16 protein-coding genes are annotated in these 19,567 nt (G+C 59.4%); 14 read left to right on the top strand and 2 right to left on the bottom strand.

Annotated features, from left to right (window positions below):
• Window positions 1–5: 5 nt before the first annotated feature.
• Together BLL52_RS10285 and ompA are read right to left on the bottom strand one after the other, a co-directional pair.
• Window positions 6–419 carry a hypothetical protein gene (locus BLL52_RS10285; protein WP_075586579.1) on the bottom strand — a complete coding sequence of 138 codons (414 nt, stop codon included), beginning with the start codon at window positions 417–419 and terminating at the stop codon, window positions 6–8.
• A gap of 315 nt (window positions 420–734) precedes the next feature.
• A complete protein-coding gene (gene ompA / locus BLL52_RS10280; RefSeq protein WP_075586578.1) occupies window positions 735–1,364 on the bottom strand; it encodes an outer membrane protein OmpA in 630 nt (209 codons plus the stop codon).
• A 246-nt stretch (window positions 1,365–1,610) separates the two neighbouring features.
• Between ompA and gyrA the strand changes: the two genes are divergently transcribed.
• The 14 genes from gyrA (at window position 1,611) to BLL52_RS10210 (ending at window position 19,518) form a co-directional block, all read left to right on the top strand.
• The gene (gene gyrA / locus BLL52_RS10275; RefSeq protein WP_075586577.1) at window positions 1,611–4,298 is read left to right on the top strand and encodes a DNA gyrase subunit A; all 2,688 of its coding nucleotides are present in this window, start codon (window positions 1,611–1,613) and stop codon (window positions 4,296–4,298) included.
• A gap of 69 nt (window positions 4,299–4,367) precedes the next feature.
• Entirely contained in the window at window positions 4,368–5,459 is a 1,092-nt protein-coding gene (gene serC, locus BLL52_RS10270; RefSeq protein ID WP_075586576.1) for a 3-phosphoserine/phosphohydroxythreonine transaminase, read from the top strand.
• A 123-nt stretch (window positions 5,460–5,582) separates the two neighbouring features.
• On the top strand, window positions 5,583–6,665 hold the full coding sequence (pheA, locus tag BLL52_RS10265; RefSeq protein WP_075586575.1) for a prephenate dehydratase: 1,083 nt from the start codon (window positions 5,583–5,585) through the stop codon (window positions 6,663–6,665).
• A 79-nt stretch (window positions 6,666–6,744) separates the two neighbouring features.
• Complete coding sequence (locus BLL52_RS10260; RefSeq protein ID WP_075586574.1) at window positions 6,745–7,614, top strand: prephenate dehydrogenase; 870 nt, start codon at window positions 6,745–6,747, stop codon at window positions 7,612–7,614.
• 22 nt (window positions 7,615–7,636) lie between these two features.
• On the top strand, window positions 7,637–9,655 hold the full coding sequence (locus BLL52_RS10255) for a bifunctional 3-phosphoshikimate 1-carboxyvinyltransferase/cytidylate kinase (RefSeq protein WP_075586573.1): 2,019 nt from the start codon (window positions 7,637–7,639) through the stop codon (window positions 9,653–9,655).
• 133 nt (window positions 9,656–9,788) lie between these two features.
• A complete protein-coding gene (rpsA, locus tag BLL52_RS10250) occupies window positions 9,789–11,468 on the top strand; it encodes a 30S ribosomal protein S1 (protein ID WP_075586572.1) in 1,680 nt (559 codons plus the stop codon).
• An 83-nt stretch (window positions 11,469–11,551) separates the two neighbouring features.
• On the top strand, window positions 11,552–11,863 hold the full coding sequence (locus BLL52_RS10245) for an integration host factor subunit beta (protein ID WP_075586571.1): 312 nt from the start codon (window positions 11,552–11,554) through the stop codon (window positions 11,861–11,863).
• Between the two features lie 102 nt (window positions 11,864–11,965).
• Window positions 11,966–12,307, top strand: coding sequence for a LapA family protein (locus tag BLL52_RS10240; protein WP_075586570.1), 342 nt, complete (start codon window positions 11,966–11,968; stop codon window positions 12,305–12,307).
• Window positions 12,297–13,454, top strand: a complete 1,158-nt coding sequence (gene lapB / locus BLL52_RS10235) for a lipopolysaccharide assembly protein LapB (RefSeq protein ID WP_075586569.1) — start codon at window positions 12,297–12,299, stop codon at window positions 13,452–13,454. The genes BLL52_RS10240 and lapB overlap by 11 nt, the downstream gene beginning before the upstream one ends.
• Window positions 13,451–14,380 carry a D-glycero-beta-D-manno-heptose-7-phosphate kinase gene (gene rfaE1, locus BLL52_RS10230; protein WP_075586568.1) on the top strand — a complete coding sequence of 310 codons (930 nt, stop codon included), beginning with the start codon at window positions 13,451–13,453 and terminating at the stop codon, window positions 14,378–14,380. The genes lapB and rfaE1 overlap by 4 nt, the downstream gene beginning before the upstream one ends.
• A complete protein-coding gene (gene rfaD / locus BLL52_RS10225) occupies window positions 14,377–15,405 on the top strand; it encodes an ADP-glyceromanno-heptose 6-epimerase (protein ID WP_075586567.1) in 1,029 nt (342 codons plus the stop codon). The genes rfaE1 and rfaD overlap by 4 nt, the downstream gene beginning before the upstream one ends.
• A gap of 137 nt (window positions 15,406–15,542) precedes the next feature.
• Entirely contained in the window at window positions 15,543–15,893 is a 351-nt protein-coding gene (locus BLL52_RS10220) for a ComEA family DNA-binding protein (RefSeq protein ID WP_075586566.1), read from the top strand.
• A gap of 271 nt (window positions 15,894–16,164) precedes the next feature.
• The gene (locus BLL52_RS10215; protein ID WP_075586565.1) at window positions 16,165–16,584 is read left to right on the top strand and encodes a DsrE family protein; all 420 of its coding nucleotides are present in this window, start codon (window positions 16,165–16,167) and stop codon (window positions 16,582–16,584) included.
• A 156-nt stretch (window positions 16,585–16,740) separates the two neighbouring features.
• On the top strand, window positions 16,741–19,518 hold the full coding sequence (locus tag BLL52_RS10210; RefSeq protein WP_075586564.1) for a sensor domain-containing diguanylate cyclase: 2,778 nt from the start codon (window positions 16,741–16,743) through the stop codon (window positions 19,516–19,518).
• Window positions 19,519–19,567: the final 49 nt, after the last annotated feature.

Genomic DNA, 19,567 nt, shown 5'->3' with positions numbered 1-19,567 from the left:
GTGGCCTACTTTGAGTTGAAAAAATTGTCGAGATCCAGCCCGTCGGCACCGGGCTTGAACCCCTTGTGCACCAAATGTTCTTCCGCTTGTTCGATGATTTGCCGGGTCAAGGGCAGCCCGTTGTCGGTCAGGATGACGGTTTCAAGGTGGTAGCGCAACACCAGCAAGCCGCGAAGCTCCTCCCGCAGGTGCGCTGCCCGCCGGTCTCCAGACATTGCTGAAAAAACCATCTTGCCGTCAGCCAAAGCAGCCCTGCGTTCTGTCGCAATCGGCGGAATCTGTGACTGATCCATGAGTTTTTGAACCGCATGTTGGTCATCCAGCCGGACACCCAGACCGATCGCCAAGCGTGCAATACGCTCGCTCAAGGACTCCAGTGAAGCAACCAGGCGCTGCACATACTCATCTTGAATCTGCATCGTTGGCCTGCTTTCAATTGAACATGGCTTGCAACCGAGCTGGGGACTCTAGCAACCAGAGTTGCGGGTTTGACAGCCAAATCACCCGGCGCCTACATAGGCCGCAATTTTAGGGCAAACCCCTTGATGGCTTGAGACTTGCCAACCAGCGACTGAAGCTTCAACCCAAAAGACAACCGTTTTGAACAAAGCGACTCGGCCTGAACATGCCGTAGCGCTAGGCCGACAGCGAACAAACTGAGTTAACCCCTGGCGCACAGCCAATTAAAAACCCGCCGAAGCGGGTTCTTAATTGGCCGGTGAGGCTACCGCAATTTAATTGCCGCGAGTTCCCACGACTTCAACTTCTACACGGCGGTTCTTGGAACGGCCATCAGAGGTCTTGTTGTCAGCGACGGGTTGCTTCTCGCCCTTACCTTCAGTGTAAACACGGTTCTTTTCGATGCCCTTGGACACCAAATAGGCCTTGACAGCTTCAGAACGCCTTACGGACAGACCTTGGTTGTAAGCATCAGAGCCCACGGCGTCAGTGTGACCCACAGCAATGATGACTTCCAGGTTGACGTCCTTGACCTTACCAACCAGATCGTCGAGCTTGGCTTTGCCATCAGTCTTGAGAACAGCTTTGTCGAAGTCAAAGAAAGCATCAGCGGCGTAAGTTACCTTGGCAGCAGCCACGGGGGCAGGAACAACAGCCGGTGCAGCAGCAGCAGGTGCGGGAGCAGCAGCCGCTGCAGGAGCAGCCTTGGCGGCCACGATGGCGCCGTCGCAACCAACTGCTGCAGTTGCAGGCGTCCAGGAACTGTCACGCCAGCAGAGTTCGTTGGTGCCGTTTTTCACAGCGGTGCCGTCAGTGGCACGCCAGTTGTCAACGGTTTGTGCACCAGCGGCGCAAGCGATGGCTGCGGTAGCGATCAGCATCGCTAATTTGTTCAATTTTTTCATGATTCTCCTAGATGAAAAAGGCCGCAGCGACGCGGCGATACTAAAACTGACGACCCACGGTGCCTATCACGTGAATCGGTCGCTCAATTGTGCCACAGAGATTTACATCAAATAAGGTAGCACTGGCGATGAGAGCGGCGCTTTGCGCCAGCGCGTCAACTAATAGATGGTTTCGTTGCTGTCCAGCCACAGTGTGAACGCCTAAAATGGTCGACCTACATCGCTTTTGCCTCGCCTCAACGCCCTATGACCCAATTCGCCAAAGAAACCCTGCCCACCAGTCTTGCGGACGAGATGCGTCGCAGCTACCTCGACTACGCCATGAGTGTGATTGTCGGGCGGGCTTTGCCGGACGCGCGCGACGGCCTGAAACCGGTGCATCGGCGCGTGTTGTTTGCCATGCACGAGTTGAACAACGATTGGAACAAGTCCTACAAGAAGTCGGCGCGTATTGTTGGCGACGTGATTGGTAAATACCACCCGCACGGTGATCAGTCGGTGTACGACACCATCGTGCGGATGGCGCAGGACTTTTCCATGCGCCACATGCTGGTCGATGGCCAGGGCAACTTCGGCTCGGTCGATGGCGACAACGCAGCCGCTATGCGGTACACCGAAATCCGTCTCGCCAAGATCGCCCATGAGTTGTTGGCCGATCTGGACAAGGAAACCGTCGACTTCGGCCCGAACTATGACGGCTCTGAAAAAGAACCGCTGGTGCTGCCCACGCGCCTGCCCAATCTGCTGGTCAACGGCTCCGGCGGTATTGCGGTGGGCATGGCCACCAACATTCCGCCACATAACCTGAACGAGGTGGTAGACGCCTGCCTGCACCTGCTGAAGAACCCACAGGCGTCGATTGACGAGCTGATGGAAATCATTCCAGCGCCTGATTTCCCCACCGCCGGCATCATCTACGGCATCAATGGTGTGAAAGACGGCTACCGCACCGGGCGTGGCCGGGTGGTGATGCGCGCCAAGTGCCATTTTGAAGACATCGACAAGGGCCAACGCCAGTCGATCATCGTCGACGAGCTGCCGTATCAGGTCAACAAAAAGACCTTGCAGGAACGCATGGCCGAGCTGGTGCATGAGAAAAAGATCGAGGGCATCAGCCACATTCAGGACGAGTCTGACAAATCCGGCATGCGCCTGGTGATTGAGCTCAAACGTGGCGAAGTGCCCGAGGTGGTGCTCAATAACCTGTACAAGCAGACGCAGTTGCAGGACACCTTTGGCATGAACATGGTGGCGCTGATCAATGGTCAGCCCAAGCTGTGCAACCTGAAAGACCTGATTGAAGTCTTCATCAACCACCGCCGTGAAGTGGTTACACGCCGCACCGTGTTCAACCTGCGCAAGGCGCGCGAACGCGGCCATGTGCTGGAAGGCCTGGCGGTTGCTTTGGCCAACATTGACGATTTCATTCGCATCATCCGCGAGTCACCCACGCCGCCCGTGGCCAAGCTGGAGTTGATGACGCGCCCCTGGGACAGCAAGCTGGTGCGCGAAATGCTCACCCGCACCCGCGCCGATGGCGCGCTGGTGAATGCCGACGACTATCGCCCGGGCGGGCTGGAGATGCAATACGGCATGGGTAAAGACGGCCTGTACCGCCTGTCGGATACCCAAGCCCAGGAAATTTTGCAAATGCGCCTGCAGCGCCTCACCGGCCTGGAGCAGGACAAGATCGTTGCTGAATACAAAGAGGTCATGGCCGAGATTGACGACCTGCTGGACATCCTGGCCCGCCCGGAGCGCGTCTCCACCATCATCAGCGACGAACTCACCGCCATCAAAACCGAGTTTGGCATGACCAAAATTGGCGCGCGTCGCAGCCTAGTCGAGCATAGCTCGTTTGACCTCTCCACCGAGGACCTGATTACCCCGACCGACATGGTGGTCACCCTGAGCCACAGCGGCTACATCAAGAGCCAGCCACTGAGTGAATACCGCTCGCAAAAGCGCGGTGGCCGTGGCAAACAAGCCACCGCCACCAAGGAAGACGACTGGGTTGACCAGCTTTTCATTGCCAATACCCACGATTACCTGCTGTGCTTTAGCAACCGTGGCCGCATGTACTGGCTGAAAGTCTGGGAAGTGCCGCAAGGTTCACGCGGCTCGCGTGGGCGCCCCATCGTCAACATGTTCCCGCTGGCTGAGGGCGAAAAAATCACCGTGGTGCTGGCGCTCACCGGTGAAAAGCGCACCTTCCCGGCAGACCAGTATGTGTTCATGGCCACCAGCATGGGCACAGTCAAGAAGACGGCGTTGGTCGAATTCAGCAACCCACGCAAAGCCGGCATCATTGCCGTGGACCTGGACGACGGCGACTTTTTGATTGGCGCCGCCTTGACCGACGGCGAGCATGATGTGATGCTGTTCAGCGACGGTGGCAAGGCGGTGCGTTTTGATGAAAACGATGTGCGCCCGATGGGTCGCCAGGCACGCGGCGTGCGCGGCATGATGCTCGATGAGGGTCAGGGCGTGATCGCCATGCTGGTGGCTGAAGACGAATCGCAGAGCGTGCTGACTGCCACCCAAAACGGCTACGGCAAACGCACCAGCATCACCGAGTACACCCGCCACGGCCGCGGCACCAAGGGCATGATCGCCATTCAGCAGTCTGAGCGCAATGGCAAGGTCGTTGCTGCCACGCTGGTGCACGCCGACGACGAAATCATGCTGATCACCGACAAGGGCGTTCTGGTGCGCACCCGCGTCAGCGAGATCCGCGAACTTGGCCGCGCCACGCAAGGTGTGACCCTGATCGGGCTCGATGAAGGCTCGCAGCTCAGCGGTCTGCAGCGCATTGTGGAAAACGACGCCATTACCAAGCTGGCTGATGAGGCAGTGGACGACGTAGCAGATGACACATCGGATGCGTCACCAGATGAATCCCCCGATGACACGCCCACGCCGGATACGCAATAACTATCAAATAAATAGCTACTAGCGCTTTGTCTATAAGGGCTAGAGGCTAATTTCTTATAAATTTTCAGCATGAACAGACCTTTTAATTTCTCCGCTGGCCCGGCCGTCATGCCTGAGGAGGTGCTGGCGCAGGCTGCCGCCGAGATGCTGGACTGGCACGGCAGCGGCATGAGCGTGATGGAAATGAGCCACCGTGGCAAAGAGTTTGGCCAAATTGCTACCGAGGCCGAAGCCGATTTGCGCGAACTGCTAGAAGTGCCAAGCCATTTCAAGTTGCTGTTCATGCAAGGCGGCGGCTTGGCGGAAAACGCCATCGTGCCGCTGAACCTGTCGCGTGGCGAAACGGCAGACTTTGTCGTCACCGGCAGCTGGAGCCAGAAGTCGGCACAGGAAGCAGCGCGCTATTGCACCGCGCACGAAGCCGCAAACACTCAGTCGAGCGGCTTCACCATGCTGGCCGACCCTGCCAGCTGGCAGCTCAGCAAGCAGCCCGCCTATGTGCATCTTTGTAGCAACGAAACCATCAACGGCGTGGAGTACCAGGCCTTGCCTAACCTCAAGGCGCTGGGTTGTGACGCGCCGCTGGTGATTGATTTTTCGTCCCACGTGGCCTCGCGCCCGGTGGACTGGAGCCGCGTTGGGCTGGCTTTTGGTGGCGCACAAAAAAACCTCGGCCCCGCTGGCTTGACCCTGGTGGTGGTGCGCGACGACTTGCTGGACCGCGCTTTGCCCATCTGCCCGAGTGCCTTCACCTATAAAACGGTGGCCGACAACGCCTCGATGTACAACACGCCGCCAACCTACTCAATCTACATCGCCGGACTGGTCTTCAAGTGGCTCAAGCGCCAGGGTGGTATAGCCGCCATGGAAGCGCGCAACATCACCAAGGCTGAGTTGCTCTACGGTGCGATTGACAGTTCTGCGCTGTACCTCAATCGGGTCGAGAAACACTGCCGCTCGCGCATGAATGTGCCGTTTTACCTGCGCGACGAGGCTCTGAATGACGCCTTTCTGGCGGGTGCCCGCGAACGCGGCTTGTTGCAGCTCAAAGGCCACAAATCGGTCGGCGGCATGCGCGCCAGCATTTACAACGCCTTGCCGATCGAAGGCGTGCAGGCGTTGGTGAGCTACATGCGCGACTTTGAAGCGCAACACGGCTGATGCCAGCGGGCTGGTCAGACAGGCACCTTTGCTGACATCGGTGCGCCCGGCGTGACCCCTGACTGACCACGGCACGACGACTATCCTTATCCCAGCCCTGTTTTTTCACGTTAACCAACCATCATGGCCAAAACCCTTCCTGAATTACGCAGCCAGATCGACGCGGTGGATCTGGAGCTCATCGCGCTGCTAAACAAACGCGCCGCGCTGGCCCATGAAGTAGGTGAAATCAAGCGCGTGGAAGGTTCGGTCGTTTTCCGCCCGGACCGCGAAAACCAAGTCATCGCCAACCTGCAGGCCAGCAACCAAGGCCCGCTCAAAACCCACAGCATCGCCATCATCTGGCGCGAAATCATGTCGGCCTGCCGCGCTCTGGAAGCGCCGCTACGCGTGGCCTACCTGGGCCCAGCGGGCACCTTCAGCGAGCAGGCCGCCATTCAGTATTTTGGTGGCAGCATGGCACGCGTGTTGTGCGTCAGCATTGATGAAGTGTTTCGCGCCACAGCCGCGGGCAGCGCTGAATTTGGTGTGGTGCCCATCGAAAACTCGTCCGAGGGCGTGATTTCGCGCTCGCTGGACCTGCTGCTGAATTCCCCGCTGCACATCATCGGCGAAACCAGTTTCCTGGTGCGCCACAACCTGCTGCGCCTGACCCCGTTGCTCGACGACATCGAAGTGGTCTACGCCCACCCGCAAGCCTTGGCGCAGTGCCAAGACTGGCTCAGCACCCACCTGCCCCACGCTGACCGGCGCGCTGCGCCCAGCAATGCAGAAGGCGCCCGCTTGGCCGCCGCCAACCCGACCTGGGCAGCCATTGCCAGCGAACGCGCAGGAAGCGAATTTGGCCTGCACGTGGTGTCTTACGCGATTCAGGATGACGCCTTCAACCGCACCCGCTTTGCGGTGGTCTGCCTGCCGCAAACCCTGGCGGCGCCGCAGGCCACCGGCAATGACTGCGTCAGCCTGATCGTCTCGGTCACCAACCGCCCTGGCGCGGTGCATGACCTGCTGGTGCCGTTGAAGCGCCACAAAGTATCGATGACGCGGTTCGAGTCGCGCCCGGCGCGCTCTGGCCAGTGGGAGTATTACTTCTACATCGATCTGGCCGGGCACCCATCGCAGTCGAATGTGGCGGCAGCGCTGGAAGAATTGCGCAGCCTGTGCGCGTTTTACAAGGTGCTGGGCACTTACCCGCTGGCAGAGTGAGCATGCAGCAGCACCTGACCCTACTTGTTTTCACCGATGCCACAGGCACGCGAGCCGTTCAGACCTGCCGGGAGTCTTCATGTTTGAACAACTGGGTTTGATCGGCTGCGGCCTGATGGGTGGGTCTTTTGCCTTGGCGCTGAAAAAGGCCGGGCTGGTGAAACGGGTGGTGGGTTACAGCCGGTCGCCTTCCACCACCGAACGGGCCCGGCTGATGGGCGTGATCGATGTCGAGGCACCCTCGGCGCTGCTGGCCGTCTCAGGTGCTGACATCGTGCTGGTAGCGGTGCCGGTGGCGGCATCAGAGGCCACCTTCAAAGCCATCAAACACATGGTCACGCCGAAGATGCTGATCATGGATGTGGGTTCCACCAAGAGCGACGTGGTGCAAGCCGCAGCACGCGGCCTACGCGAGCAGGTCGGCTCGTTTGTCCCGGCACACCCGATTGCGGGCAAGGAGCTGGCGGGAGTGGACAACGCCGATGCCGATCTGTACAACGGCAAACAGGTCATCCTGACCCCCACCGAGAAAACCTTGCCGAGCCACACCCAACGCGCAGCCGAAGTCTGGAGCGCGCTGGGCTGTAAGGTGGTGAACATGACCCCGGAGTCACACGACGCAGCATTTGCCGCAGTGAGCCACCTGCCGCATATGCTGGCTTTTACGCTGATGAATTCGGTGGCCGGGCAACTCAGAGGCCAGGAGTTCATGAAACTGGCCGGACCGGGCTTTCGTGACTTCACCCGCATTGCGGCCAGCGACCCGCTGGTCTGGCGCGACATCCTGCTGGCCAACCGGGCCGAGTTACTGGCGCAGAGCCAGAACTTTCGCGACCAGCTGGCGCTGTTTGAGGCCGCCATGCAGGCGGCAGACCCGCAGATGCTGGACGCCCTGATCACCCAGGCCAGCGCCACCCGCAGCAACTGGCGCATGAACCAGTTGCCCTGACATTTTCCAAACCGTCCTTGCGATGTACGCAACCGCCTTCCTCGATATCCCCCCGCTGAACACCGCCAGCGGCAGCATCACCCTGCCCGGCTCCAAAAGTATCTCGAACCGGGTGCTGCTGCTGGCCGCACTGAGCGAAGGCAGCACGGACGTGCATGACCTGCTGGACTCCGACGACACCCGGGTCATGCTTGAGGCACTGCGCCAATTGGGCTGCGGTGTTCACCAAAACCATAGCACCGTCACCATAGAAGGCTTGGGCGGCAAGCCAAAAGTAGCACAAGCCAAGCTGTTCATGGGCAATGCCGGCACGGCCATTCGGCCGCTCACCGCCGCGTTGGCAGTGATGGGCGGTGACTATGAGCTAAGCGGCGTGCCGCGCATGCATGAGCGCCCGATTGGTGATTTAGTCGATGCCATGCGCCAGCTCGGCTGCCAGATCGACTATCTTGAAAAATCCGGCTACCCGCCGCTGCGCATTGGCCAGCCGACGCTGAACCTGTCGGCACCCATCCAGGTTCGTGGCGATGTTTCCAGCCAATTCCTCACCGCTTTGCTGATGGCCTTGCCGCTGGTAGCCATGCACCGAGCCCCCGCGCTCGGCAATGACGTGGTGATTGAGGTGGTCGGCGAGCTGATTTCGCGGCCCTACATCGAGATCACCCTGAACCTGCTGGCGCAGTTTGGCGTGGTGGTGCAGCGTGACGGTTGGCAGCGTTTCACCATCCCGGCGGGCAGCCAGATCCGCACACCGGGCGAAATTTATGTCGAAGCCGATGCCTCGTCTGCAAGCTATTTTATAGCGCTTGGCGCAATAGCAGCAAGGGCTAGAGGCCAAAAAGGTATCAAGATTTTGGGAGTGGGTGCGGCCTCTATCCAGGGCGATATCCGCTTTGTGGAAGCCGCCCAAATGATGGGCGCGCAGGTTACCAGCGGCCCCAACTGGCTGGAGATCAGCCGAGGTGCCTGGCCGCTCAAGGCCATTGACCTGGACTGCAACCACATCCCCGACGCTGCCATGACCCTGGCGGTGATGGCGCTCTACGCCGATGGCACCACCACCTTGCGCAACGTTGCCAGCTGGCGCGTGAAGGAAACCGACCGCCTCGCCGCCATGGCTTGTGAGCTGCGCAAGCTGGGTGCCACGGTGGACGAAGGTGCAGACTACATTCGCATCACACCACCTGCCAGCGTGGGGGCCTGGAAAGCCGCCAGCATCCACACCTATGACGACCACCGCGTTGCCATGTGTTTCTCACTCGCCGCCTTTAATCCGGCAGGTCTCCCGGTGCGCATTGAAGACCCCAAATGTGTCGCCAAGACCTTTCCGGACTACTTTGAGGCGTTGTTTTCACTGGTTCAAACCAGCCCCAAGCACGTCCCTGTGATCTGTATTGATGGCCCCACAGCCTCGGGCAAGGGCACGCTGGCGGCTGAACTGGCCATGCGGCTCGGGTACCACTTTCTGGATTCAGGCGCGCTGTACCGCATCGCCGCGCTGGCTGCTAGCCGCGCCGGACTGCCCATTGCCAGTAGCGGCGAGGCGCAAATCGCCAGCCTGTTGCCGCAGTTGCGCATCGAATTCGCTGGCAACCGGATTCTGCTGAACGGCGAGGACATGTCCGAGGCCATCCGCACCGAAGAAAACGGCATGAACGCCTCCAAAGTGTCAGCGCTGGCGCCGGTGCGTGCCGCGCTGGTGGCCCTGCAACACAGCTTTCACCGCCTGCCCGGCCTGGTGGCTGACGGTCGCGACATGGGCTCGGTGATCTTTCCACAAGCTCAACTCAAGGTGTTTTTGACCGCCAGCGCACCACAGCGCGCACAAAGGCGTTTCAAGCAGTTGATTTCAAAAGGGATTTCGACTACACTCGACAGTCTTCGCGCTGATTTGGAAGCCAGAGACGAGCGGGACCGAACCCGTAGTGCCTCACCTTTAAAACCCGCACAAGACGCCGTGTTGCTGGACAACTCGGATTTATCGGTTGAAACATCGGTGGATCTGGTACTTGGCTGGTGGCAGGGCAAACAGCCCTTTTGATCGTTCACAAGAGCTAAAAATGGCAAGGGCTCACGCCTTTGCACCGGCCCTCATCTGCCTTATCGCGCTGCACTGGCGCACTGCAGTTGAGGTTCACAAAACTTAACCCCGTGGTGTTACAGCCACAAAAAAAATGTCTGAATCTTTTGCCGCCCTGTTTGAAGAATCCCTGCAACGCACAGAAATGCGCCCCGGTGAAGTCATCACCGCCGAAGTTGTTCGCATTGAGCACAGCTTCGTGGTGGTCAACGCTGGCCTGAAGTCTGAAGCCTATGTGCCGTTGGAAGAATTCAAGAACGATCAGGGCGAAACCGAAGTGCAAGTCGGCGACTTTGTCTCCGTGGCCATCGGCTCCATCGAAAACGGCTATGGCGACACCATCCTGTCGCGCGACACCGCCAAGCGTCTGGCTTCCTGGATGAGCCTGGAAAAAGCCCTGGAAACCGGTGAATTTGTCACTGGCACCACCAGCGGCAAGGTCAAGGGTGGTCTGACCGTGTTGGTCAACGGCATCCGCGCCTTCCTGCCCGGCTCGCTGGTCGACACCCGTCCTACCAAAGACCTGTCTCCGTACGAAAACAAGACTCTGGAATTCAAGGTCATCAAGCTCGACCGCAAGCGCAACAACGTGGTGCTGAGCCGCCGCGCTGTTGTTGAAGCTTCGATGGGCGAAGAGCGCTCCAAGCTGATGAACACGCTGAAAGAAGGCGCAATTGTTCACGGTGTGGTCAAGAACATCACCGAATACGGTGCGTTTGTGGACCTGGGCGGTATTGACGGCCTGCTGCACATCACTGACATGGCTTGGCGCCGTGTGCGTCACCCGTCTGAAGTGGTGACCGCTGGCCAGGAAATCACTGCCAAGATCCTGAAGTTTGACACCGAGAAAAACCGCGTCTCCCTGGGTCTGAAGCAAATGGGTGATGACCCGTGGATGGGCGTGAACCGCCGCTACCCGCAAGGCACCCGCATGTTCGGCAAGATCACCAACATTGCCGACTACGGCGCATTTGTGGAACTGGAACCGGGCATCGAAGGCCTGGTCCACGTCTCTGAGATGGACTGGACCAATAAAAACGTGGCTCCGAGCAAAATCGTCACCTTGGGCGACGAAGTCGAAGTCATGGTTCTTGAAATCGACGAAGACAAGCGCCGTATCAGCCTGGGCATGAAGCAATGCAAGGCCAACCCTTGGCAAGAGTTCGCCCAAAACACCAAGCGTGGCGACCGCGTCAAGGGCCCGATCAAATCCATCACCGACTTCGGCGTGTTCGTCGGCCTGGCTGCTGGCATCGACGGCTTGGTGCACCTGTCTGACCTGTCCTGGAACGAAACCGGCGAAGCCGCTGTGCGCGAGTACAAAAAGGGCCAGGAAGTCGAAGCCCTGGTGCTGGCCGTGGACGTGGACCGCGAGCGTATCTCTCTGGGTATCAAGCAGTTGGATTCCGACCCCTTCACCACCTTTGCCACCATCAACGACAAGGGTGCCGTGGTCACTGGTAAGGTCAAAACCGTCGATGCCAAGGGTGCTGAAATCGACCTCGGCGAAGACATCATTGGTTACCTGCGTGCCTCTGAAATCAGTCGCGACCGCGTCGAAGACGCCCGCAATGTGCTGAAAGAAGGCGACGAAGTCACTGCTGTGGTCGTCAACGTGGATCGCAAGACCCGCAACATCCAGTTGTCCATCAAGGCCAAGGATGCTGCTGACCAGAACGAAGCCATGGCCACTTTGAGCCAGCAGTCTGCCCGCGAAAACGCCGGCACCACCAGCCTGGGTGCTTTGCTGCGCGCTAAGCTGGACAACAACTGATCGGGTTTTTGCTCCATTGATCTGACGACCGGCTGCACCCGCGTGCACCGGTCGTTTTTTTTCTTCGCTTCAAGCCTTACACCATGACCCGCTCTGATCTTGTTGAAGAACTCGCTGCCCGTTTCAGCCAACTCACTCTGCGTGACGCCGAGTTTGCCGTGAAGGCGATTCTGGAGGCAATGAACGACGCGCTGGTGCGTGGCCACCGCATCGAAATCCGTGGCTTTGGCAGTTTCTCTGTCAATTACCGCGCACCGCGCATGGGGCGTAATCCGCGCAGTGGCGAAAGCGTGGCCATTCCAGAAAAGCGTGTGCCGCATTTCAAACCCGGCAAAGCCCTGCGTGAAGCGGTGGACCAACGTACTGCAGAATTGAGCCAAACCACCCCCAACTGACGTCACTTGGGCCAACCAAGCCGACTGGCTGGCATCTTTGGCTGCCAGAGGGTGTTTTGACAACTGCCAGCGTTAGAATTTTGCGCACATGGGAACACGCCAATGAACAAATTGATCTGGTCAGTGAAGTGGTTGCTCAAAGCAGCCATTTTTTTTACTCTGTTCGCTTTTGCACTGAACAACCAGCAAGACACTACGGTGCATTTTTTCTTTGGCAACCAGTGGCAAGCACCACAAGTGCTGGTGGTACTGACCGCCTTTGCCGCCGGTGTGGCGGTGGGCGTGGTGGGCATGGTGCCGTGGTGGTGGCGCCAGCGCCGCCTGGCCAATGCTGCACCTGCGCCGACCGCAACCCCAACCTGGACAGCCACAACCAGTCCATCTCCTCTGGGGGCATCGGCCTTGGTGCCGGCATCAAAACCTTCCTATGCCGATGGAATTTAATCTGAGCTGGATTTTGCTCGGCCTGCCGCTGGCGTTTGTGCTGGGCTGGCTGGCATCCCGGTTTGATCTGCGGCAGATCCGGTTTGAAAACCGCCAAGCCCCAAAGGCTTATTTCAGGGGCCTGAACTTCCTGCTCAACGAGCAGCAGGACCAAGCCATTGACGCGTTTATTGAAGCCGTTCAAAGCGACCCCGACACCTCCGAGCTGCACTTTGCGCTGGGCAATCTGTTTCGCCGGCGTGGCGAGTACCAGCGTGCGGTGCGGGTGCACGAGCATCTGCTGTCGCGTGGTGACCTTAGCCAGACTGACCGCCACCGTGCCCAGCACGCGCTGGCGCTTGATTTTCTGAAAGCAGGTCTGCTAGACCGAGCTGAAGAAGCGCTCAACAAGCTCGAAGGCACCGCTTTTGAAACCGAAGCCCGACTGGCACTGCTGGCCAATTACGAACGCAGCCGCGACTGGGCGCTGGCCGCCGAGGTGGCCCACAAGCTGGAAAGCGCCCGTCAAGGCAACTTTAGCCAGCGGCTGGCGCACTATCTGTGTGAGCAAGCCGCTGACGACCTCGCGCAAGGCCGACCGGACGCAGCCCGAGCACGCCTACAAGAGGCCATCACCAAGGCGCCTGAAGCGGCCCGGGCGCGCATGGCACTGGCACAGCTTCAAGCCAACGCGGGCGAGCTAGCCGCCGCCCAGCAAACGCTGCTGGATGCGATGGCGCAGGCGCCCACCGCCATTCCCCTCATGGCCGGGCCATTGGCAGACATCGCACTCAGGCTGGGTCATGTCACACCGGCCCTGACGCGTCTGCAGGCACTCTATGCGGAAAATACCTCGCTCGACGTGCTGCAAGCCATCGTCCGGCTGTCGGCCAGCCAACCCGCTGCGGGCTTGAGCGATCATGACTGGTACGCGCGTCATCTGGAGCGCGAGCCCTCTTTGGTGGCGGCCACCCGCTGGATTGCAGGTGAGAAATTTGAAGACGAGCAGTTTCACCCGCAAGTGCAACGCGCGCTGGACCACGCCATCAAGCCGCTGTTGCGTTACCGCTGCGCGGCCTGCGGGTTTGAGGCCAGCCAGCATTTTTGGCATTGCCCGGGTTGCCAAACCTGGGACAGTTACCCCGCCAAGCGGGTGGAAGAGTTATGACCATTACCAAAACAAAATTAAGTCAGGCCCGCGTGCTGGTGGTGGGTGATGTGATGCTGGACCGCTACTGGTATGGCGCCGTGGACCGCATCAGCCCGGAAGCCCCGGTGCCGGTGGTGCGCGTCACCCGCGAGGATGAGCGCATGGGCGGTGCTGCCAACGTGGCCTACAACCTGGTGACGCTGGGCGCGCAATCTTCCCTGCTGACCGTGGTGGGTGACGATGAAGCCAGCCACAAACTCGAAGCCCTGCTGGCACAGACCGGCATCCAGGCGCATTTTGGGCGGGATGCGCAGCTCAAAACCACGGTAAAGCTGCGCGTGATTGGCCGCCAGCAGCAACTCCTGCGTATGGATTTCGAGAACACCCCCAAGACCGAAGTCCTGGCCTCGCAAACCGCCGCATTCATTGACCTGCTGCCCAAACACGACGCGGTGCTGTTTTCTGATTACGGCAAAGGCGGCCTGGCCCATGTGAGCGACATGATTGCGCGAGCCCATGCAGCGGGCATACCGATCCTGATCGACCCCAAAGGCACCGACTACTCACGCTACCAGGGGGCCACGGTGATCACCCCGAATCGGGCTGAATTACAACAGGTGATTGGTGACTGGCAGGATGAGGCCGATTTGCAAGTCAAAGCCCAGGCCCTGCGCGAGCGCCTTAGCCTGCAGGCCATTCTGGTCACCCGCAGCGAAGAAGGCATGACGCTGTTTGATGCCCAAGGCCAGGTCAGCGTGAGTGCGCAGGCGCGGGAGGTGTTTGACGTGACCGGCGCAGGTGACACGGTGATTGCCACGATGGCCGCCATGGTGGCGGCTGGACTGAGTCTGCGTGATGCCCTGCCGCTGGCCAACCGGGCGGGTGGCTTGGTGGTAGGCAAATTTGGCACCGCCACTGTTTCTTACGAGGAGTTGTTTGCATGACCCGAATCGTTGTCACCGGCGCGGCCGGTTTTATTGGTAGCAACATCATCAAGGGCCTGAACGCCCGCGGCCTGAGCGACATCATCGCTGTGGATGACCTCACGCAAGGCGACAAATTCCGCAACATCGCAGATTTGCAGATCTCCGACTATGTCGATGCTGACGTGTTCTACGACGAGTACGCCAGTAGCTCCTATGGCCAGGTGGAAGCCGTCTTTCACGAAGGCGCCTGCAGTGACACCATGGAAAGCAACGGCAAGTACATGATGCAAAACAACTTTGCAACATCGTTACAGCTCTACCACGCATGCCAGAAGCGCGGTGCGCGGCTGCTGTACGCCTCCAGCGCCGCCACGTACGGTGGCTCGGACACCTTCCGTGAAGAACCCGCTTTTGAGCATCCGCTGAATGTCTATGGCTACTCCAAGCTGCTGTTTGACCAGCGCATGCGCCGCGAATGCGGTCTGCAATTCGAGCGCGCCTTGGCCGGCAAAACCATGCAGGTGGTGGGTTTTCGGTATTTCAACGTGTATGGCCCGCGTGAGCAGCACAAGGCGCGCATGGCCAGCGTGGCGTTTCACCAGTTCAACCAGTTCAAGCTGGACGGCAAAGTCAAGCTGTTTGACGCTTACGGTGGCTACGCGGCGGGTTCGCAAATGCGCGACTTCGTGTTCATTGACGATGTGGTGGCCGTTAACCTGTGGTTTTTTGATCACCCGGGCATCTCTGGCATCTTTAACCTGGGCACCGGCCGCGCCCAGCCGTTCAACGACGTGGCCAGTTCGGTCGTCAACGCCATGCGCCAGCTGGAGGGCCAGCCTGCGCTGTCGCTGCCAGAACTGGTTGAGCTAGGCCTGCTGCAATACATTGCCTTCCCCGACGCGCTGCGTGGCAAGTACCAGTGTTACACCCAGGCGGACCTGAGCGCCCTGCGTGCCACCGGCTGCAAGCATAACTTTGCCGACGTGCAGACCGGCGTGGCGAGCTACGTGGCTTGGATGCTGCAACACAACCCAAAAACCTAACACTTTGTGCACATAGCTACAAATATCTCTTGGGCTTGCGCCAGCGCTCGCCGTACACTGAATTGGTGACTGACTTGTGCCCCGGCACCCTGTCAGCATCACACGACAAAACCACCCAACCTCAGGAGAGTTAACCCATGTTAAAGAAACTTTTGACCTTTGTGGCCATGCTGTACGCGGCCACCTGCTTCGCCGCTGTGGATGTCAACAAAGCCAGCGTTGCCGAACTGGACAGTATCAAGGGCATTGGCCCGGGTATTTCTGCCAAGATTTTGGACGAGCGCAAAAAGGGTGACTTCAAGGACTGGGCTGACCTAGTCGACCGCGTCAATGGTGTGGGCGACCGCAACGCTGCCAAGTTTTCCGCTGAAGGCCTGACTGTCAACGGTGAAGCCTTTAAAGGCACCACGCCCACTGCCAAAAAAGCTGACGCTAAGCAAGCCAAGGCCGAAGTCGCCACACCTGCTGCCAGCGCAGCCAAGAAATAAGCCAGTGCACCAGCCCCAAGAACCCGCTGCGGCGGGTTTTTTTTACGGCTGCTGGCAACGCTGCGCCAGTGACATAGTCTTCAATTATTTGATAGCTACTAGCGCCTTATATTCATGGGCTCGACCATGATTTGGCTCATAAAACCCAGCGCGCGGCAAGTGGTGGCCAAATAGTGTGAGTGGCCATGCAACGCCGGCACAACCCAACCCGGCGTCCTTCATCCAAAATAGCCGCTTAACCATTCACAACAACCCAAACCGGAGACGCCCCATGCACCTGCGCAACTTCTTTTCTGCCCTGCTGATGACTCTGGCCGCCACCCTGGCGCTGGCCCAGGACAAAGTGGTTTACCACTTCGACAACAGCGACACCCAGGCCACGGCTGGACTGCGCACCCTGCGCAATTACATGGACACTGCCCCCAACACCACAATCATCGCGGTGGCGGTGGGTGATGGCGTGAACTTTCTGATGGAAGGCGCCAAAGACAAGAAAAACCCCAACATCGAATACGGCCCGCTGATCTCTGACCTGGTGGCCAAAGGTGTCAAATTTGAAGTCTGCGAGCTCACCTTGCGCGCCATGGACATCAAGAAAGATGTGTTTGTGATGGATGCCGGCTTCACCCAGTCGGGCGTGGTGCGCATCGGCCAGTTACAAGGTCAAGGCTACGGTTACATCAAGCCCTGAGTGCGTCGACAGTACTTCTGAGCCGCTTTTTCTGGACCTTAATTTGTAGCTATAAGCCCTTTATTTATAAGGTCTAGAGGCTATTTTCTTATCTTTTTTTTGTGCACGCACCACAACCGTTTTTTCAAGTGTTGGGCTTAGCGGTAGCATGACGCTATGCAGCTCAACTTTCTGGCGCGCCATTCACTCAAGACGCGCTTCACCTTGACCACCATGGCCATATTTCTGGCCAGCCTGTGGAGCCTGTCTTTTTACGCCAGTTTCGAGTTGCGTCGCGACATGCAGGAAGGCCTCGGCGCGCAGCAATTTACTGTTGCCTCCTTGCTGGCTCAGCACATTGACGAGCGCCTGTCGGAGCGGCTTGCCTGGCTGCGATTGGTGGCCCAGGAGATCGACGCCGAGCAGATGCAAAGCCTGCCAGCGCTGCAAAGCCGACTGGACAGCCACCCCATTTTGGCAACCGAATTCAACGATGGGCTGATGATTTTGAACGCCAGCGGCTTGAGCCTTGCCGACGCACCCCGCAGTGCAGACCGCACCGGGCGCACCCACCCGCACCTGACATCGATGAAATTTGCCATGGCGCAGGATCGCAGCAGCGTCGGCCAGGCGTACCTTGACCCACGTCATGGGGTGCCGATGATCGACATGGCGGCCCCAGTGCATGACGCCAATGGCTTGATCATTGGTGCTGTGGTCGGCTTGACGCAACTGAACAAACCCAGTTTTCTGAGCGAAGTCACCGTCAACCGGTATGGCCGCACAGGCCGCTACCTTCTGCTTGAGCCGGGGCAGCGGCGGGTGATTGCAGCCACCGACACCAAACGCGTCATGGAGCAGTTGCCTGCCGCGGGCGTTTTCCCGGCGCTGGACAGGTTCATCAACGGCTTTCAGGGTTCGCAAGTCTTCACTAACTCGCGCGGTCAGGAGGTTCTGGTCTCGCATGTGGCCGTGCCCAGCACCGGCTGGATCATCTCTGCCGTACTGCCTACGGCCGAAGCTTTTGCCCCGATCCGCGCCATGCAGCAGCGCACCGTGTACGCCACCCTGCTACTCACCTTGCTGGCCGGCGTGCTGACCTGGTGGCTGGCCCGGCGCCAACTCGCGCCCGTGCTCGACACTGTGCGGGCGCTAAGCCACTACAAGCCTGAGCAAAACGCCGAGCTGGACCTGCCCCCCAACGCGCCGGGTGAAATTGGCGAAATGGTTCAGGCCTTCACCACCCTGCTGACGGCGCTGGCCGAGCGCAACCAGGCTCTGCTGGCCCAGCAGGACATGCTGTCGCGCACCGAGGCGCTAGCCCATCTGGGCAGCTGGGAGTGGGATCTGGAAAGCGACACGGTGACCTGGTCAGACGAGCTGTTTCAGTTATTCCGGCTTGACCCAGCCAAAGGCGCGCCTACTTTTGGGCAGCAACTCAGGATGTACACGCAGCAAGACGCTCTGCGCCTGAAAGAGGCCGTTGACCGGGCGCGTTACTACGCCATTCCCTTTGAGGTGGAGCTGCACACCCTGCGCCGCGACGGCTCGCAACGCTATTACCTGGCGCGCGGCGAGGCCCAGCGTGACGCGAAAAGCGTGGTGCGCAAGCTGGTGGGCTCCATCCAGGACATCACTGAGCTCAAACAAGTTCAGGAAACCTTGCAACGCAGTTTTATCGCCCTGCAAAACGTGCTGCAAACCACGCTAGACGGATTTTTGCGCTTTGACCGCCGCGGACTGGTGCTGCAGGTCAACCCGGCGTATTGCGCCATGTCAGGCTACACCCAGGACGAACTGCTGCAAATGTCGGTGCTGGACCTGGAAGCCACCGACAAACCCGAAGAGGTTGCCGCGCGCATGGTGCATCTGTACAAAACCGGGCGCCAGCAGTTTGAAACCCGCCACCGCCGTAAGGATGGCTCGCTGTGGGACGTGGAAGCCAGCCTGACCGCCAACGCTGGAAGCGGCGGCGAAATTTTCGCTTTTCTACGCGACGTGAGCGATCGCAAACTTGCCCAGTTGCGCCTGGAGATGGCAGCCAACGTGTTCAGCCACGCGCATGAAGGCATCAGCATCACCGACATTGAGGGCAACATCCTGAATGTGAACGACACTTTTTCACAGATCACCGGCTACTCGCGCGGCGAGGTCATTGGCAAAAACACCCGCCTGCTGCAATCAGACCGGCAGGATGCCGCTTTCTACCAGGCACTGTGGAAAGCCCTGCTGATCAACGGCCATTGGAGTGGCGAGATCTGGAACCGGCGCAAAAACGGCGAGGTCTACCCCGCGCTGCTGACCATCAGCGCGGTGCGCGACGAACGCGGCGTGACCCGCCAGTATGTGACTTTGTTCTCAGACATATCAGTGCGCAAAGCCATCGAGGAACAAGTGCGGCAACTGGCGTTTTTCGACCCACTGACCAACCTGCCCAACCGCCGCTTGCTGACCGATCGGCTGGCGCAGATTCTGCTGGTCAACAAACGTAGCGAGCATTTCGGCGCGGTGGTGTTTCTGGATCTGGACAACTTCAAGCCCCTCAACGACACCCACGGCCACGGGGTGGGTGACATGCTCTTGATTGAAGTGGCCAGCCGCCTGAAGAGCTGTGTGCGTGAAATGGACACGGTGGCGCGCCTGGGCGGTGACGAGTTTGTAGTGGTCTTAAGCGAGTTGGATGCCACACTGGACGCCTCCAAAACGCAAGCGCTGGCGGTGGCTGAGAAAATCCGCGACTCGCTGTCGCAGGTGTACCGGCTGCAGCCCGACGCCGCCACGCAGACGCCCGCCGACCAACCCATTGAGCACCATTGCACCGCCAGCGTGGGTGTCGCCGTGTTTGAACCCGGCCAGACCGACCAGGACGCCATCCTGCACCACGCTGACCAGGCCATGTACCGCGCCAAGGAAGCGGGGCGCAATCGGGTGGTGCTCGGCGAGAACCCGACATAGTTGCTGCAATACTATCAATTTAGTAGCTATCCGCGCATATTGCAAAAGG

The organism is Rhodoferax antarcticus ANT.BR, assembly GCF_001938565.1.
Taxonomy (GTDB): domain Bacteria; phylum Pseudomonadota; class Gammaproteobacteria; order Burkholderiales; family Burkholderiaceae_C; genus Rhodoferax; species Rhodoferax antarcticus.
The sequence above is the reverse complement of the archived record's forward strand: the minus strand, read 5'-3'. Positions and strand labels throughout refer to the sequence as shown.

What these genes read in the sequence shown, in the direction of transcription:
- BLL52_RS10285 (WP_075586579.1), bottom strand. Translation starts at nt 419, where the DNA reads ATGCAGATTCAAGATGAGTATGTGCAGCGCCTGGTTGCTTCACTGGAG.
- ompA (WP_075586578.1), bottom strand. Translation starts at nt 1,364, where the DNA reads ATGAAAAAATTGAACAAATTAGCGATGCTGATCGCTACCGCAGCCATC.
- gyrA (WP_075586577.1), top strand. Translation starts at nt 1,611, where the DNA reads ATGACCCAATTCGCCAAAGAAACCCTGCCCACCAGTCTTGCGGACGAG.
- serC (WP_075586576.1), top strand. Translation starts at nt 4,368, where the DNA reads ATGAACAGACCTTTTAATTTCTCCGCTGGCCCGGCCGTCATGCCTGAG.
- pheA (WP_075586575.1), top strand. Translation starts at nt 5,583, where the DNA reads ATGGCCAAAACCCTTCCTGAATTACGCAGCCAGATCGACGCGGTGGAT.
- BLL52_RS10260 (WP_075586574.1), top strand. Translation starts at nt 6,745, where the DNA reads ATGTTTGAACAACTGGGTTTGATCGGCTGCGGCCTGATGGGTGGGTCT.
- BLL52_RS10255 (WP_075586573.1), top strand. Translation starts at nt 7,637, where the DNA reads ATGTACGCAACCGCCTTCCTCGATATCCCCCCGCTGAACACCGCCAGC.
- rpsA (WP_075586572.1), top strand. Translation starts at nt 9,789, where the DNA reads ATGTCTGAATCTTTTGCCGCCCTGTTTGAAGAATCCCTGCAACGCACA.
- BLL52_RS10245 (WP_075586571.1), top strand. Translation starts at nt 11,552, where the DNA reads ATGACCCGCTCTGATCTTGTTGAAGAACTCGCTGCCCGTTTCAGCCAA.
- BLL52_RS10240 (WP_075586570.1), top strand. Translation starts at nt 11,966, where the DNA reads ATGAACAAATTGATCTGGTCAGTGAAGTGGTTGCTCAAAGCAGCCATT.
- lapB (WP_075586569.1), top strand. Translation starts at nt 12,297, where the DNA reads ATGGAATTTAATCTGAGCTGGATTTTGCTCGGCCTGCCGCTGGCGTTT.
- rfaE1 (WP_075586568.1), top strand. Translation starts at nt 13,451, where the DNA reads ATGACCATTACCAAAACAAAATTAAGTCAGGCCCGCGTGCTGGTGGTG.
- rfaD (WP_075586567.1), top strand. Translation starts at nt 14,377, where the DNA reads ATGACCCGAATCGTTGTCACCGGCGCGGCCGGTTTTATTGGTAGCAAC.
- BLL52_RS10220 (WP_075586566.1), top strand. Translation starts at nt 15,543, where the DNA reads ATGTTAAAGAAACTTTTGACCTTTGTGGCCATGCTGTACGCGGCCACC.
- BLL52_RS10215 (WP_075586565.1), top strand. Translation starts at nt 16,165, where the DNA reads ATGCACCTGCGCAACTTCTTTTCTGCCCTGCTGATGACTCTGGCCGCC.
- BLL52_RS10210 (WP_075586564.1), top strand. Translation starts at nt 16,741, where the DNA reads ATGCAGCTCAACTTTCTGGCGCGCCATTCACTCAAGACGCGCTTCACC.